Annotated in this window: 13 protein-coding genes; 7 read left to right on the top strand and 6 right to left on the bottom strand. The window is 65.1% G+C overall.

Features of this window, described 5'->3' with window-relative positions; translation table 11 throughout:
- Positions 1-101 precede the first annotated feature (101 nt).
- The 7 genes from RW095_RS40705 (at position 102) to RW095_RS40735 (ending at position 8,698) form a co-directional block, all read left to right on the top strand.
- Positions 102-2,987 (top strand): sensor histidine kinase KdpD, encoded by a 2,886-nt coding sequence (locus tag RW095_RS40705; protein WP_317021194.1) that lies wholly within the window; start codon positions 102-104, stop codon positions 2,985-2,987.
- Positions 2,980-3,678 (top strand): two-component system response regulator KdpE, encoded by a 699-nt coding sequence (gene kdpE, locus RW095_RS40710; protein ID WP_317021195.1) that lies wholly within the window; start codon positions 2,980-2,982, stop codon positions 3,676-3,678. The genes RW095_RS40705 and kdpE overlap by 8 nt, the downstream gene beginning before the upstream one ends.
- A gap of 119 nt (positions 3,679-3,797) precedes the next feature.
- Complete coding sequence (gene sugE, locus RW095_RS40715; RefSeq protein WP_317021196.1) at positions 3,798-4,118, top strand: quaternary ammonium compound efflux SMR transporter SugE; 321 nt, start codon at positions 3,798-3,800, stop codon at positions 4,116-4,118.
- 202 nt (positions 4,119-4,320) lie between these two features.
- On the top strand, positions 4,321-4,932 hold the full coding sequence (locus tag RW095_RS40720) for a DUF4126 domain-containing protein (RefSeq protein ID WP_201703016.1): 612 nt from the start codon (positions 4,321-4,323) through the stop codon (positions 4,930-4,932).
- A gap of 116 nt (positions 4,933-5,048) precedes the next feature.
- Positions 5,049-7,538 carry an ABC transporter permease gene (locus RW095_RS40725; RefSeq protein WP_317022856.1) on the top strand — a complete coding sequence of 830 codons (2,490 nt, stop codon included), beginning with the start codon at positions 5,049-5,051 and terminating at the stop codon, positions 7,536-7,538.
- Positions 7,539-7,569: 31 nt separating this feature from the next.
- Positions 7,570-7,983: a group II truncated hemoglobin gene (locus RW095_RS40730; RefSeq protein ID WP_317021197.1), complete on the top strand. Its 414-nt coding sequence runs from the start codon at positions 7,570-7,572 to the stop codon at positions 7,981-7,983.
- Positions 7,976-8,698 (top strand): DUF924 family protein, encoded by a 723-nt coding sequence (locus RW095_RS40735; RefSeq protein ID WP_317021198.1) that lies wholly within the window; start codon positions 7,976-7,978, stop codon positions 8,696-8,698. Before RW095_RS40730 ends, RW095_RS40735 begins: the two co-directional genes overlap by 8 nt.
- A 143-nt stretch (positions 8,699-8,841) precedes the next feature.
- Here RW095_RS40735 and RW095_RS40740 read toward each other — a convergent pair whose 3' ends face one another.
- From RW095_RS40740 to RW095_RS40765, 6 genes are all read right to left on the bottom strand, one after another.
- The gene (locus RW095_RS40740) at positions 8,842-10,689 is read right to left on the bottom strand and encodes an ArnT family glycosyltransferase (protein ID WP_317021199.1); all 1,848 of its coding nucleotides are present in this window, start codon (positions 10,687-10,689) and stop codon (positions 8,842-8,844) included.
- 261 nt (positions 10,690-10,950) lie between these two features.
- The gene (locus RW095_RS40745) at positions 10,951-11,697 is read right to left on the bottom strand and encodes an SDR family oxidoreductase (protein ID WP_317021200.1); all 747 of its coding nucleotides are present in this window, start codon (positions 11,695-11,697) and stop codon (positions 10,951-10,953) included.
- 67 nt (positions 11,698-11,764) lie between these two features.
- On the bottom strand, positions 11,765-12,349 hold the full coding sequence (locus RW095_RS40750) for an LOG family protein (protein ID WP_317021201.1): 585 nt from the start codon (positions 12,347-12,349) through the stop codon (positions 11,765-11,767).
- Positions 12,350-12,360: 11 nt separating this feature from the next.
- Entirely contained in the window at positions 12,361-13,074 is a 714-nt protein-coding gene (locus RW095_RS40755) for a TetR/AcrR family transcriptional regulator (protein WP_020069561.1), read from the bottom strand.
- A gap of 220 nt (positions 13,075-13,294) precedes the next feature.
- Positions 13,295-13,990, bottom strand: coding sequence for a diacylglycerol kinase (locus tag RW095_RS40760; RefSeq protein WP_317021202.1), 696 nt, complete (start codon positions 13,988-13,990; stop codon positions 13,295-13,297).
- A 19-nt stretch (positions 13,991-14,009) separates the two neighbouring features.
- Complete coding sequence (locus tag RW095_RS40765; protein WP_317021203.1) at positions 14,010-15,041, bottom strand: glycosyltransferase family 4 protein; 1,032 nt, start codon at positions 15,039-15,041, stop codon at positions 14,010-14,012.
- Positions 15,042-15,049: the final 8 nt, after the last annotated feature.

Here is a 15,049-nt window from a genome sequence, read left to right on the forward strand (position 1 = left end):
TCACAGGCCACGGCCGTGCATCGTCACGAACGATTTGCGGCCGAGCCGCCGCCGTGCCACCATGCACGCAACGCCGCGCGCCTACCATCAAACATGCAAGCATGAACCGCCCTGATCCCGATCAACTGCTCGACAAGCTGCAGCGTGACGAACAACAGCGTCAACGCGGCAGGTTGAAGATTTTTTTCGGTGCGTCGGCGGGCGTCGGCAAGACATACGCGATGTTGCAGGCCGCGCGCCGCCGTCGTGACGAAGGCGCGGACGTGGTGGTCGGCATCGCCGAAACGCATGGACGTGGCGAAACGGCCGCGCTGCTCGAAGGACTCGACGTGCTGCCGCTCGCGCAGTTCGACTACCGTGGCCGCAAGCTCGGCGAATTCGATCTCGACGCGGCGCTGGCGCGCAAGCCGCAACTCATCCTCGTCGACGAACTCGCGCATTCGAATGTGCAGGGCGCGCGGCATCTCAAGCGCTGGCAGGACGTGTATGAACTGCTCGACGCCGGCATCGACGTCTATACGACCGTCAACGTTCAACACCTGGAAAGCCTGAACGACGTCGTTGGACAGATCACGGGCATCCGCGTGTGGGAGACAGTCCCCGACCGTGTGTTCGATCGCGCCGACGAAGTCACGCTGGTCGACCTGCCCGCCGAGGAACTGCTCGACCGCATGCGCGACGGCAAGGTGTATTTGCCGCAGCAGGCGGAGCGCGCGGTGCGCAATTTCTTTCGCAAGGGCAATCTGATTGCGCTGCGCGAGCTGGCATTGCGCCGTACGGCCGATCGGGTCGACGCGCAAATGCGAGAGTATCGTGCTGACCGTTCAATCGAGCGGATCTGGCAGGCGCGCGAGCGCTTGCTGGTATGCGTCGGTCCCGGTCCCGAAGCGCCGATGCTGGTGCGCGCGGCGGCTCGTCTCGCCGCGGGTCTGAAGGCCGACTGGATCGCCGTGTATGTGGAAACACCTGCGCTGCAGCGTTTGCCCGATGCGCGCCGCGAACGCACGCTGAACGCATTGAAGCTCGCCGCGGAACTCGGCGCGGAAACGGCGACGCTCGCAGGCGCCGACGCGGTCTTGGCGCTGGCCGGTTACGCGCAAGCTCGCAACGTTTCGAAACTGGTGGCGGGCGCGTCGACCCGCTCGGGTTTGACGCGCTGGCTGCGCCGGCCGCTTGGCGAACGCATCGCGGAAAAGGCGGGTCATGTCGATCTCACGCTGATTAGCGCGTCGTCGTCGGAAAGCGGCAGCGGCGAGCAGCACCGCTTGCTCAGCACGACCGCGAATGCGTGGCGCGACGCGTTGAGCGCCGCGCGCGAACGCCGGTCGCCGCCGCGCGCGTATGGCTTTGCACTGGCGATCTGCGCGGGCATCACCGCGTTGTCGAGTCAGCTTAGCAATCGCATCGATCTGACGAACCTCGTCATGCTGTATCTGCTCGGCGTGATCTTCGCCGCGGCGAAGCTCGGGCGCGGGCCCGGCGTGCTGCTGTCGTTCCTGAGCGTCGCCGCATTCGACTTTTTCTTCGTGCCGCCGCGCTTGTCGCTGTCGGTGTCGGATACGCAATATCTGCTGACGTTCTTCGGCATGTTGCTGACCTCGCTCGTGATCAGCCATCTAACGTCCAGCTTGCGGCGCGAGGCGAGGGTGGCGCGGCGTCGCGAGCAGCGCACCGGCGCGATGTACTCGATGGCGCGCGAACTGGCCGCGGCGCTGACTACCGAACAGATCGTCGGCATTGGCAGCCGTCACGTGAGCGAAGTGTTCGGTGCGCGCGTTGCGATCCTCTTGCCGGACAGCGCGGATCGGGTGAAGCAGAAGATCGAGGACCCGGACGCCGCCATCACGCTCGAAGGCGAACTGCTCGATACCGATGTCGGCCAGTGGGTCTACGATCACCAGAAGCCGGCCGGACACGGCACCGACACGCTGCCCGCCGCGGCTGCTTTATATCTGCCGCTGAAGGCGCCGATGCGCACGCGCGGCGTGCTTGCAGTGGTGCTGCGCGACGAACGCGAACTGGACGTGCCCGAGCAGGAGCGCATGCTCGACGCGTTCGCTGCGCAGATCGCGCTGGCGCTCGAGCGCGTGCATTATGTGGACATCGCACGCGATGCGCTCGTGAGTATGGAATCCGAACGTTTGCGCAACTCGCTCTTGTCCGCGATTTCGCACGACTTACGCACTCCGCTCACGACTATCGTCGGCTTCTCGTCGATGCTCGCACAGTCGCGCGGACCTCACGTCGACGCGGAGCGCGACGGTGAACTCGTCGAGGCGATCCATGAAGAAGCGCTGCGCATGACCGGCATCGTGACGAATCTGCTCGACATGGCGCGCTTGCAGGCGGGCAGCCTGCAGCTAAACCGGCAGTGGACGCTGCTCGAAGAAACCGTGGGCGCCGCGCTGCGTGCCTGCAAGCGTGCGCTGACCGGACACCCGGTGCAGGTGAATCTCGCTGCCGACCTGCCGTTGCTGCATCTGGACGCTGTACTGATGGAGCGGCTTTTCTCGAACCTGTTCGAAAATGCCGCGAAATACACTTTGCCGGGCACGCCGTTGAGCATCGGCGCGCAACGCTTCGAGGTGGACGGCAAGCCGTTCGTGCGCGTCACTGTCGACGATAATGGGCCGGGCCTGCCGGTCGGCATGGAAACGCGAGTGTTCGAGAAGTTCACACGCGGCGAGAAGGAATCGGCCAAGCCCGGCGTGGGCCTGGGTCTCGCGATTTGTCGCGCGATCGTGGAGGCGCATGGCGGGAGCATCGGTGCGCTCAATCGCATGCCGGCAGGGGCGGCAGAGTCGGCAGAGTCGGCTGAAGGCCGCATCGACGGTGCGCGCTTCTGGTTCACGCTGCCCGTCGACACGCCGCCGGACGCGCCCAATGCAATGGAAGATGAAGCCGCCGACAATCCGGCTCAGCGCCCGCTTGCGCACCCGCATTTGAACCCGCACCTGGACCAGCTTGCGAAACCAACTCATGAGTGAGCCGAGCATCACCGTCGTCCTGATCGAGGACGAAAAGCAGATCCGCCGCTTCGTGCGCACGGCGCTGGAAGGCGAGGGCATCGCCGTGCATGACGCCGAGACCGGCAAGCAGGGCCTTGTGGAAGCCGCGACGCGCAAGCCCGATCTCGTGATCGTCGATCTCGGCCTGCCCGACACCGATGGGCTCGACGTGATCCGCGAATTGCGTGGCTGGAGCGAATTGCCGGTGATCGTGCTGTCCGCGCGCACGCAGGAGAGCGAGAAAGTCGCGGCGCTCGATGCCGGTGCGGACGACTACCTGACCAAGCCGTTCGGCGTCTCCGAACTGCTCGCGCGAATTCGCGCGCATCTGCGGCGTCGCAATCAGGGCGGCGCGAACGAATCGCCGCAGGTGCGCTTTGGCGCGGTAAGCGTCGATCTGGCGTTGCGTCAGGTGACGCGCGAGGGCACCGCGGTTCATTTGACGCCGATCGAGTATCGGCTGCTCGCGACGCTGGTGCGCCATGCGGGCCGCGTGCTGACGCACCGGCAATTGCTGCGCGACGTGTGGGGGCCGTCGCATGTCGAGAGCTATCACTATCTGCGCATCTATATGGCGCATTTGCGCGGCAAACTCGAGCGCGATCCGGCGCAACCCGAGCACATCGTCACCGAGACGGGTGTCGGTTACCGGCTAGTCGGCGTGGCTTGAGCATGCGGCGTGCGCCCCGAAGCGCGATGGCGACCGGATCGTTATAATTACGGACCGTAAGGACGGCCTTACACTTTTCACAAACGGGGACGGCCCCATCTGATCAATGGAGCTGTTTCATGTCCTGGATTCTTCTATTTATCGCCGGTTTGCTCGAAGTCGCGTGGGCGGCCGGTCTCAAAAGCTCGGACGGTTTCACCCGGCTGTGGCCTTCCGTCTTCACCATGGTGACGGCGGTCGGCAGCTTCGTCCTGCTTGCCATGGCGATGCGGCAGTTGCCGCTCGGCACCGCTTACGCGGTGTGGACCGGGATCGGCGCGGTCGGCGCGTTCATCTTAGGCATCGTGATGATGGGCGAGGCGCTGACGCTCCCGCGGGTGGCGAGCGCGGCGCTGATCGTCGTCGGTCTGGTCGGGCTCAAGCTGTCGTCGGGACATTGAGCTGCTGCACACGCCGCCATTTTGCAAGCCACTCTGCGTTCTGCGAATTAACGTGGCTATAATGAGATTGAAACCAACCTGAATTTGCCCGCGGCCTGCTCGGCGCGGCCGGCTTGGCGCGGGTCTGACGACTTCGGTGTGGCGGCTCCTTCTGATTGGCCCGCCGAAGCGCCCGGCACGCACCGCGCGCCTGGAGGCGGCCATGCTTGAATCACTTTCGCTCGCTGCGGGACTCTCTTGGGGCAGCGGCCTGCGCCTCTATCTGACGGTCCTGCTGGCCGGCGTGTTCGAGCGCCTCGGCCTCGTTCATCTTCCCGATACCTTGTCCGCGCTGTCCTCGCCGTGGGTGATCGGCGTGGCGGGCGCGCTGACCGTCACCGAATTTCTTGCCGACAAGATTCCCGCGTTCGATTCTTTGTGGGACGCAATCCACACCTTTATCCGCATTCCGGCCGGCGCGGTGCTCGCAGCCGGCGCGCTCGGCCATGCCGATCCCGCGCTGCTGACCGTCGCCGCGCTCGCGGGCGGCACGCTCGCGGGCACCGCGCATCTCACGAAAGCGGGCACGCGCGCGCTAATCAATCTGTCGCCGGAACCGGTGTCGAATATCGTCACGTCGACCGCCGAAGACGGTCTCGTATTCGGCGGCATCCTGCTCGCGCTCTTCGTGCCGCTGCTGTTTCTGGTGCTGATCGTCGGGTTCCTCGTGCTGGCCGGCTGGGTGTTGCCGCGGCTGTGGCGCGGCGTGCAGGGCGGCTTTCGCGGCATGGCCACGCATATGGTGTCGCGCCTCGCGAGGAGCAGGCACGATTGAGCGATACCAGCGAAACCAGCGAAACCAGCGACAAGGTCAGACATTCCACGGCGCGCGTCGCCGTACCTGCGGCGCGTCGCTTTAGCGGCGGCGATCTGCTGCGCCAGGCGATTCGCATGACGGCGCGCGACTGGCGCGCGGGCGAACTCACGATGCTGCTGCTCGCGCTGGTGCTGGCCGTCGCGGCGCTATCGAGCGTCGGCTTTCTTGCCGATCGTTTGCATCAAGGGCTCGAGCGCGACGCACGGCGCATGATCGCCGCCGACTTCATCGTGCGCGCCGATCATCCGGTCGATCCGCAGTTTGCGCGGCAGGCGTCGGCGCTCGGGCTGAGCACGGCGACCACGGCAATCTTTCCGAGCATGATCAACTCGACCGCCGCGCAGCCGGTGTCGCGACTCGCCGCGATCAAGGCAGTGTCGCCGGGCTATCCGCTGCGCGGCGCGTTGCGGATCGCTTCGGCGCCCGCGGCGGCGGATCATCCCGCGCAAACCATCCCCCCTCCGGGCACGGTCTGGGTCGATCAGCAACTTCTCGACGCTTTAAAGGTGCGCATAGGCGACACGGTGAAGGTCGGCAACCGCAGCTTCACCATTGGCGCAATGATCACGCGCGAACTGGACCGCGGCTTTTCGTTCGTCAACTTTTCGCCCCGGCTGATGATGCGCGCCGACGAGGTGCAGTCCACCGGACTCATCACGTTCGGCAGCCGCGTGACGTACCGGCTGCTGGTCGCGGGCGCCGATGCGTCGGTCGCGCGCTTTGCAGAGTTCGCGCACGCCAAGGTGGACGGCGGCAAGATGCGCGGGGTCGCGCTCGAATCGTTGCAGGACGGCCAGCCGCAAGTGCGCCAGACACTTGACCGCGCAAGTCATTTCCTCACGCTCGTGTCGCTGCTGACCGCGCTGCTCGCGGCGGTGGCGATCGCGATGGCCGCGCATCGGTATATGCGCAGGCATCTGGACGGTTGCGCCGCAATGCGTTGTCTCGGCGTGAGTCAACGCACGCTGCGCGCGCTGTTCACGCTCGAATTCGTCGGCGTCGGCGTGGTAGGCGGCGCGCTCGGCGTCGCATTAGGGTATCTCGGCCATCTGGCGTTGCTGACGTGGCTTGGCAGTCTCATCGATGTTGCGTTGCCGTACCCCACGGCATGGCCGGCGCTCGAAGGCATCGCCGCCGGTCTCGTGCTGCTGCTCGGCTTTGCGCTGCCGCCGCTGTTGCCGCTCACGCGTGTGCCGCCGGTTCGCGTGCTGCGTCGCGAGTGGGGCGAAGCGGGGCGCACGGCGTGGGCCGCCTACGCGCTAGGCATCGTGCTCTTCGCCGGACTGCTGATCGTTGCGGCGGGCGAATTGAAGCTCGGCGGAATTGTCGCGGGCGGTTTCGCGGGCGGGCTGCTGGTGTTCGCGTGCGTCGCCCGGCTTGCGCTTTGGGGCGCGGCGCGCGTGGTGCGCAGCGAGCGTGTGAATGCGGGCATCGGCTGGCGTTATGCGCTCGCCTCTCTGGAGCGGCGCAGCAGTGCGAGCGCGTTGCAGATTACCGCGCTCGGCATCGGCCTCATGTGTCTGCTATTGATCGCGATGACGCGCAATGACCTCGTGGCCGGCTGGCGCAAATCGACGCCGCCCGATGCGCCGAACGAATTCATCATCGACATTCAGCCCGATCAGCGCGAAGCGGTCACGCACTATCTGGACACGCACGGCGTGCCCGGCACGGTGCTCTCGCCGATGGTGCGCGGCAGGCTCACCGCCATCAACGGCAAAGCGGTGAATCCCGATTCGTTCAAGGGCGACGACGCCAAACGGCTAGTGGACCGCGAATTCAATCTGTCGTACACGACTCAGTTGCCCGAGGACAATCGCCTTTCCGCGGGCACCTGGTACGGCGACACGAAGACGCCGCAGATTTCGATTGAAGAAGGCCTCGCGAAGCTGATCAACGTCAAGCCGGGCGACGTGCTGCGCTTCGACGTCACCGGCTTGCAGATCGACGCGCCGGTCACGAGCGTTCGCAAGCTCGACTGGGGCTCGTTCAAGGTCAACTTTTTCGTGCTGATGCCGCCGGCCGCGTTGCAGGACTTCCCGGCCACGTTCATCACGAGCTTCCATTTGCCGCCGGAGAAACGTTCGACCATCGACGGCCTGATCGCCGCCTACCCGAACCTGACGGCCATCGACACCGGTCCGATACTCGCGCAGGTGCAGCGCGTGTTGCAGCAGGTGATCGGCGCGGTGCAATTCCTGTTCGCCTTCACGCTCGCGGCGGGTGTGCTCGTGCTGTACGCGGCGCTCGCCGGCACGCGCGACGAGCGTATGCGAGAATCCGCGCTGTTGCGCGCGCTGGGCGCATCGCACGGCCAGGTGCGCGCGGTGCAGATTGCGGAGTTCGTCGCGGTCGGCGCGCTCGCCGGATTCATGGCGGCGGTCGGGGCGCAGGTGATCGGCTGGGTGCTCGCGACTCGCGTGTTCCAGTTTTATCTTGAGTTCGATCCATGGCTGCTGCCCGCCGGAGTCGCGGCGGGCGTTGCGTGTGCGGCGGTCGGCGGCTGGCTGAGCTTGCGGCATGTGCTGTCGCGTCCCGCGTTGCAGTCGTTGCGGGACGCCTGAATTTTCCCTCGATTTCTGTTGATGAGTTGTTATGAGTGAGCTTGATGACGAAGTGTCGGCGGCGCAGCCGACGGCCTTCGAACTGGTCGGCGGAGAGGCGCGTGTACGCGAACTCGTCGACCGTTTTTACGACCTGATGGATCTCGAAGCGGAGTTCGCCGGCATTCGCGCGTTGCATCCCGAGTCGATGGACGGCTCGCGCGACAAGCTGTTCTGGTGCCTCTGCGGATGGCTGGGCGGGCCCGACCATTACATCAGCCGGTTCGGGCATCCGCGCCTGCGTGCGCGGCATTTGCCGTTCGCGATCGCGTCGGGCGAACGGGACCAGTGGCTTCGCTGCATGGCTTGGGCGATGGAAGACATAGGGCTTGCCGAGCCGCTCAGAGAACGTCTGCTCGGCTCGTTTTTCGAAACGGCCGACTGGATGCGCAACCGCAATGGCTGACGCTGACGTCGGTGGCGCGGCGCCGTCCCCTGCGCCGCATGCGCTCACCGTTGCGCTTGCAGGCGAGGTGGCCGGTGGCGCGTCGGCTGACTACGCCGCGCTCGATCCGCAGGAGCGCGCCGTGCTCGACTGCTGGTTCGGTGCGCCGGACTCGCCGGGCTTCGGCGAGCCGCGCAAGCTCTGGTTCACCGCCGACGATTCATTCGATGCGATGTTGCGCGAACGTTTCGGAACGCTGATCGACGCGGCCCGCGAGTCGCGGCTCGACAGTTGGGCCGCAACGCCGCTAGGGGCACTCGCCCTCGTCATCGTGCTGGATCAGTTTTCGCGCAACTGCCACCGCGACACGGCGAGGGCATTCGCGGCCGATCGGAAAGCGCTGGCTATTGCGCAGCAGATGGTTGCGAGCGGAGCGGATCGCCGGTTGCCGGGCGTGCATCATCGCGCGTTCGCTTATCTGCCGTTCGAACACGACGAATCGCTTGCGAGCCAGCATGAGTCGCTGCGTCTTTTCAAAGCCCTTGCCGCCGAGCCGGGCGGTGCGTCTTACTACCCGTTCGCGGTGAGGCACGCAAAAATCATCGAGCGCTTTGGACGCTTTCCGCATCGTAACGCGGTGCTGGGGCGCGAATCCACAGCCGATGAAATTGCCTTTTTGCGCGAGCCTGGCTCGTCGTTCCAATCGCGCGCGAGAAAGCCGGCAGGCGGTGTTTGACGTTCGTTCTAGCCGCCTGATGCACCGCGTTGCGGCTAACGTGCGAACGTTGCGACCGTTTTGAACGGGCGCATTGCCCCTAAGGCGCCGGCGCCGCTCACTTAATGCGCGGGGCGCCGCTCACTCAACGCGCGGCCCTCGCCTTATGGAGCCCCCGCAGCCGCAGTCGGCGTTGCAGTCGGCGTGCGCACGAAGACGCGCAACAACTCGTCGGTATCGCCCGGACGCGCGCCCGACCAGAAGAGCCGCCAGTCGCCAGCCGGAGTGCGCGGATTGTCCCGCCGGCTCCCGACGATCAGCCACGTACACTCGGTTGTGCCGGTATCGGTGGTCGGCCGATGCTCGATGCCGGTGTAATACTCGAGCATCGGCGCTTCGGATTCGCCCAACCCGACGCTCGCCATGCAATCGCCGTCATTCCATTGCAAGCTCAACGCCGCGCCGAGGTTTTCGAACACCGAGCGGTAGCTCTTCGCGTAATCGAGCCAGGGCAGCAGCAGCGTGCTCACCAACCCCCAGGCGACGATAGCGCCTGCGCACCAGCTCAGCAGGCCGCGCCATTTCCCCGTGTACTTGAAGGCGGGCAGCAGCCACAGCCAGCCGATAGTCATCAATAGCGCGGCGGCGATCAGCCCGGGGCGGACGGGCAATACGAAGTCGAGCGGCAACCATCGGCCGAGCCGGTGCAGCGATGCGTGCGTGTTCGCCGGGCCGCTCACGATGGACCAGACAATCCAGGCGAGCGCCGCCGTGCTGCCGAACAACACGCGGCTCGTCATGTCCCACACCGTATGCAGACGCTGCGGCAGCCGCTCGGCGCCTTGCAGTGCGAGCAACGCCAGCGGAGCGATGAACGGCAGAATGTACAGCTCGCGGATCGTCGCGGAGCTTTGCAGCACGGCAAAACCAGTGCCCGCGAAAACCGCGGGCAAGGCCACGCTCGGGTCGCGCCAGCGCCGCCATGCGCCGCCCGCCAGTGCGGCCACTGCCAGCGGCACGACGGGAAAACCGACGGTCAGCACGGTGCGCAGCACGAATAGCCGGTTCTCACTCTCCGAGCCGAGTTCGGCCACGGAAAAACCAAAAAACCGGCCGACGTTGTTATCCCACAGCCAGACCTTGAAGAGCGCTTCAGAGCGCAGATAGAAGCAGACCGGCCAGATCAGTGCAAACGGCGCGCACACCAGCGCGGCCACGCCGAGCGCGCCGGCGAAGCTGCGGCTGCGGCAGGCCGGGTAAAGCGCGAGCACTGCGCAGACGGTCGCGCCGAACACCAGCGGCACGAACAGGCCCTTCGCGAGAAACGACACGCCGACGCCCACGCCGAACGTCGCGGCGCCGCTTAGAAGCGCATCGCGGCGCTGCGGGACGGCGTCGGCAGACACGTTGTTTCGTTGTCCGTCATAACGAAGATGCGCGAGCACGAGTTCGAACAGCCCGCAAAAGCCGATAGACGCACCGGACATCAGCGCGACGTCGGTCATCATGTCGTGCACGTGTTTGACGACGACGAGGGTGCCGCCGAATAACGCCACGGTGCTGACCACGCGCAAGTCGAGCCAGTTGGATGCATCCACTGCGCGGCGCGCGACGCGGGCCGTGTAGTACACGGTCAACCCTGCGAACAGCGCGCTCGCGAGGCGTGCCGCGTCATGCAGGGGCAGATAGCGGCCGAACATCCATGCGAGGCCGGCGGCCACCCAGTCGTAGACAGGCGGTTTTTCGACGAACGGCTGGCCCGCATTGGTCGGCACCACGAGATCGCCGGTATCGAGCATGTGCTGGATGATGCCGAACGTATAGGTCTCGTCCTGTTTCCAGGGATCGTGACCCAAGGTGCCCGGCAAAAGCCACGCGCAGACGATCGCCATCGCGACGAGCCAAAGCAGCGGACGCACCCTGGTGAGCGCACGCCAACGCTCGCGGTGGGGCGCGCGATCGGCAGCTTGCGAGCTGGCGGCCGGCGATGGTGCGATTGGCTTTTCTTGCATGAGACGATCTCTTGTCGCGGTAAGCGGCAACTCAGGCGCGTGTACCGTGTTCTTGCTGGCGTCGCGGGCAATGGCGCGCGATCGGCCGCGATTGTAGTCCCTAATTATTACGATCGATTACAGGCGCGGCGGGCGCACGAACGCGGCAATTGAACGTGTCGGGGCAATGCCGATCTTGATCGGCGGGGCCAGCGGGGGATGTGGAGAAGACGCGGCGCGAGATCGGGCGCCGCGCGAATCGACAGTGAAGAAGAGCGGCGCCTAGCGGCCGCCCGCGACGTCGATGAGCGCGCCGGTCACATACGACGCGGCGTCGCTCAACAGCCAGACGATGGTTTCGGCAACTTCGTCGGCGCGGCCGGGACGGCCCAGCGGTGTCGTCGCGCCCAGTTGCGCGGCGCGTTCGGGCTTGCCGCCGCTCGCGTGGATTTCAGTGTCGATGAGACCCGGCCGCACTGCGTTCACGCGCACGCCTCGTGGGCCGAGTTCCTTCGCGAGCCCGAGGGTCATGGTGTCGACCGCGCCTTTCGCGCCTGCATAGTCGACGTATTCGTTCGGCGAACCCAACCGCGCCGCCGCCGATGACACATTGACGATCACGCCGCCCGCGCCGCCGCGATCCGTCGACATGCGCCGCGCGGCTTCGCGCGCGCACAGATACGCGCCCAGCACATTGACGTTGAAGATACGCGTGAGGCGCGCAAGGTCCATGTCGGCGAGTTGCATCGACGGTGCAACGATGCCCGCGTTGTTGACGAGCGCATCGAGCCGGCCAAAGGTCTGCTCGATCCTGTCGAACATCGCAATCACGTCGGCTTCGTTTGCGACGTCGCCGGCAACCGGCAATGCGCGTCCGCCGGCCCGCTCGACTTCGGCGACGGTCTCCCGCGCGGCCGCGAGATTCTGCGTGTAATTCACGCCGACCGACCAGCCGCGCGCGCCCAGCAAGCGCGCAGTCGCGCGGCCTATGCCGCGGCTGCCGCCGGTGATCAGAACGGTTTGCGTCATCGCAACCTCAACTTGCAGGTAGAGTGGGCGCCAGGCAAACGCGGCGGTCTTTCAATCGCTGACGCGATCAGACGGCGTCGCGGTTGATCGCCCACTTGTCGGCGGCGGGCGGTTGATAGCGTTGCAGCTTGCCGATCAATGCGCCGGGATCGGCGTCGATCTGCAGGATGTCGAGATACGTTTCGCGCATGAAGCCTTCTTCGACAGTGTGCTGCAAGAGCTTGATCAACGGATCGTAAAAGCCGTCGATATTGAGCAGTGCCACCGGTTTCTGGTGATAGCCGAGCTGCGCCCACGTGTAGACCTCGAAGAGCTCCTCCAGCGTGCCCGCGCCGCCCGGCATCGCAACAAACGCATCGGACAGATCGGCCATCATCTTCTTGCGATGATGCATGTCGGGCACCACGTGCAGTTCGGTCAGCCCGTTATGGCCGACTTCCTTGTTGACGAGCAACTCGGGAATCACGCCGATCGCGCGGCCGCCTTCGGCCATGACGGTGTCGGCGATCACGCCCATCAGGCCGACCTTGCCGCCGCCGTACACCAGCGCGAGACCGGCTTCTACGAGCGTGCGGCCGAACGCGCGCGCCGCTTCCGCATACAACGGTTTCGCCCCATTCGAGGAGCCGCAATACACACACACCGACTTCATGGAAAAACGTCCTATTCGTTGCGAGGCGCGGCGCCTTCTTTCGGCGGCAGATAGTCGTAAAACTCGCGCTTGGGCAGCTTGCCCGACACCAGGTCGTCGAAAATCTGCCGCGAGCGGCCGCGCAGATAAGGCGCCATCAACGACACGATCTGCACGCTCACCTGGTGCAGTTCCGCGCGAATCGCTTCCTGCTCGTTGTATTTGCGCGGGTTCATCACGAACTGGTACGACAGCCAATACGTTGCGATCACGCCGATGTTGGTCGCGATCACTTGCAGTTCGTCCGGCGTGGCGACCATTTCGCCGTCAGCCACGAGTTGATCGCAGAACTGGCTTGCAAAGCGCACCTTGTGACTGATGATCTGCTTGAAGTGTGTTTCGAGTGTGCGGTTGCGTGCAAGCAGATCGTTCAGATCGCGATACAGGAAACGGTAGCGCCATGTGAAATCGACCATGTATTGCAGATACGACCACATTTCGTCGATGGTCGCGCGATGGTCGTCTGGAAAACGCAGACGCTTTTCGATCTCCTGCTCGAACTGGCTGAAGATGCTGTTGATGATGTCGTCTTTGTTGCGGAAGTGGTAGTACAGGTTGCCTGGACTGATCTCCATTTCCTCGGCGATAGTCGTCGTCGTGACGTTCGGCTCGCCGATTTCGTTGAACAGCTTCAACGACAGTTCGAGTATCCGTTCGCGCGTGCGGCGGGGAGGTTTGGCTTCCATGTCGTCCGGCCCTGGTTACGCCGGGTTGGGCGCGGCGGCGTGCCGCTGCTGCGTGTTCCACCCGGACGCGGTTGCTATTTTGAGACTGCCGGACGATTATAAACCGAGCGTTCTAATATCAAGCGGATACTCAGGGTTTTCATTTCTGTGGTGGACGCAGGCGATCCGAACGCTGCGTTTGCAGCGCTCAACCTCGCCGCCGAGTTTCGTTGCGTTGTCCTCAAAGCCACGCTTTGACCCAGTGCACGACGAGCGGGCCTACGATCAGCACCCACGTCATCAGGCACATGCCGAGCGCAACCATCACCGCCGCGCTGCCGAGGTCTTTCGCGCGGCGCGACAGTTCGTGCCGCTCCAGCGAAATACGGTCGATGGCCGCTTCAACGCTCGAATTCAGCAATTCGACGATCAACACCAGCAGCACGGAGCCGAGCAGCAACACGCGCGATACCGGTTCGACCGGGACCAGCACGCCGCACGGAAGCAGAATCGCGGCAAGTGTCAGCTCCTGGCGAAACGCGCTCTCCTCGCGGATAGCGACGCGAAAGCCGGCGAGCGAGTTTTTCATCGCGTGCCAGGCGCGGGTGAGGCCGCGGTTGCCCTTGTACGGATTGAAGGGTAGAGGCGCGAGCGGATCGTCGGGACCGAGCGGTTCGTGCTGGGTGTCGCTCCTCGCGGGTGTGCCGTTGTGGGCGCGTTCGCCGCTGTGGCTGTTCCGGCGATGCGCTCCGACTTGATCCGACACTGTGGATTCGCTGACGTCGTCGAACGGCTCGACGCTCGCGGTGTCGTGGTCGTTGTAATGGTCCTGGTGGTCGGGATGGTCGGGGTGGTCGCTGCGGTCGTCGTGGGCGTGAACGGCGCGCAGCGCGCCGTTCGAGGACGCGCGGCTCGCTGGAGAGTATCTGCTTCGCATGGCAACCAGGCGCGCCGCGTCACGCGGCTGCGCTTTCCTCTTGATACGACGCACGCGGCAACGGCTTCAGATGCGCGGCGAACTGCTCGGAGGCCGCCGCCCACGAAAAGCGCTCGGCCCACGCGCGGGCGTGCGCACGGTCGATCTTGAGCGCTTCCAGACACGCGTCGCGCAGGTCCTCGTTCATCGCGCCGGCGCCGCCGTCGCCGAGCACGTCGATCGGGCCGGTGACCGGATAGGCGGCGACCGGCGTGCCGCAGGCGAGCGCTTCGAGCAGCACGAGCCCGAACGTGTCGGTGCGGCTCGGAAAGACGAACACGTCTGCTGCAGCGTAGACCTTGGCGAGCTCGGCCTGTGTGAGCACGCCGAGATAATTGGCTGTCGGATAGCGCGACTTCAGCTCGGCCAGCGCGGGCCCTTCGCCAGCAACCCATTTCGAGCCGGGCAAATCGAGCTTCAGAAATGCTTCGACGTTTTTCTCGACGGCCACGCGCCCCACATACAGAAAGATCGGCCGGGCGGTGTTGAGCACCTTCGAATCCATCGGGTGAAAAATGTCGAGATCGACGCCGCGCGTCCACAGCACGACATTCGTAAAGCCGAATTTTTCGAGGTCGCTTTTGACGACCGGCGTCGGCGCCATCACGGCAAGCGACGGCTTATGGAACCAGTGCAGGAACCTGTACGTCGCGGCGAGCGGAATGCCGAAACGCGCCTGCACATATTTGGGAAAACGCGTGTGATAGGCGGTCGTGAACGGCAGCTTGTGCTGGATCGCGTAAGCGCGTGCTGCCATGCCGAGCGGGCCTTCGGTCGCGATGTGGAGCGCATCGGGCGCGAATTCGTCGATACGCTGGCGCAGCTTGCGGCGCGGCAGCAGCGACAGACGGATCTCGGGATACGTCGGGCAGGGAATCGTCCGGAATTCGAGCGGCGTCAGCAGGTCGACGCGGTGACCGAGCTCGGTCAACTCGCGCGTGGTGTTCTTCAGCGTGCGCACGACGCCGTTGACCTGCGGTTCCCATGCGTCGGTGACGATCATGATCTTCATCGATTGGT

Origin of the sequence: Paraburkholderia kirstenboschensis (genome assembly GCF_032806925.1) — a bacterium.
In the GTDB taxonomy this organism is placed as follows: Bacteria; Pseudomonadota; Gammaproteobacteria; order Burkholderiales; family Burkholderiaceae; genus Paraburkholderia; species Paraburkholderia kirstenboschensis.

What these genes read in the sequence shown, in the direction of transcription:
- kdpE (WP_317021195.1), top strand. Translation starts at nt 2,980, where the DNA reads ATGAGTGAGCCGAGCATCACCGTCGTCCTGATCGAGGACGAAAAGCAG.
- RW095_RS40705 (WP_317021194.1), top strand. Translation starts at nt 102, where the DNA reads ATGAACCGCCCTGATCCCGATCAACTGCTCGACAAGCTGCAGCGTGAC.
- RW095_RS40720 (WP_201703016.1), top strand. Translation starts at nt 4,321, where the DNA reads ATGCTTGAATCACTTTCGCTCGCTGCGGGACTCTCTTGGGGCAGCGGC.
- RW095_RS40725 (WP_317022856.1), top strand. Translation starts at nt 5,049, where the DNA reads ATGACGGCGCGCGACTGGCGCGCGGGCGAACTCACGATGCTGCTGCTC.
- RW095_RS40765 (WP_317021203.1), bottom strand. Translation starts at nt 15,041, where the DNA reads ATGAAGATCATGATCGTCACCGACGCATGGGAACCGCAGGTCAACGGC.
- RW095_RS40745 (WP_317021200.1), bottom strand. Translation starts at nt 11,697, where the DNA reads ATGACGCAAACCGTTCTGATCACCGGCGGCAGCCGCGGCATAGGCCGC.
- sugE (WP_317021196.1), top strand. Translation starts at nt 3,798, where the DNA reads ATGTCCTGGATTCTTCTATTTATCGCCGGTTTGCTCGAAGTCGCGTGG.
- RW095_RS40730 (WP_317021197.1), top strand. Translation starts at nt 7,570, where the DNA reads ATGAGTGAGCTTGATGACGAAGTGTCGGCGGCGCAGCCGACGGCCTTC.
- RW095_RS40760 (WP_317021202.1), bottom strand. Translation starts at nt 13,990, where the DNA reads ATGCGAAGCAGATACTCTCCAGCGAGCCGCGCGTCCTCGAACGGCGCG.
- RW095_RS40755 (WP_020069561.1), bottom strand. Translation starts at nt 13,074, where the DNA reads ATGGAAGCCAAACCTCCCCGCCGCACGCGCGAACGGATACTCGAACTG.
- RW095_RS40750 (WP_317021201.1), bottom strand. Translation starts at nt 12,349, where the DNA reads ATGAAGTCGGTGTGTGTGTATTGCGGCTCCTCGAATGGGGCGAAACCG.
- RW095_RS40735 (WP_317021198.1), top strand. Translation starts at nt 7,976, where the DNA reads ATGGCTGACGCTGACGTCGGTGGCGCGGCGCCGTCCCCTGCGCCGCAT.
- RW095_RS40740 (WP_317021199.1), bottom strand. Translation starts at nt 10,689, where the DNA reads ATGCAAGAAAAGCCAATCGCACCATCGCCGGCCGCCAGCTCGCAAGCT.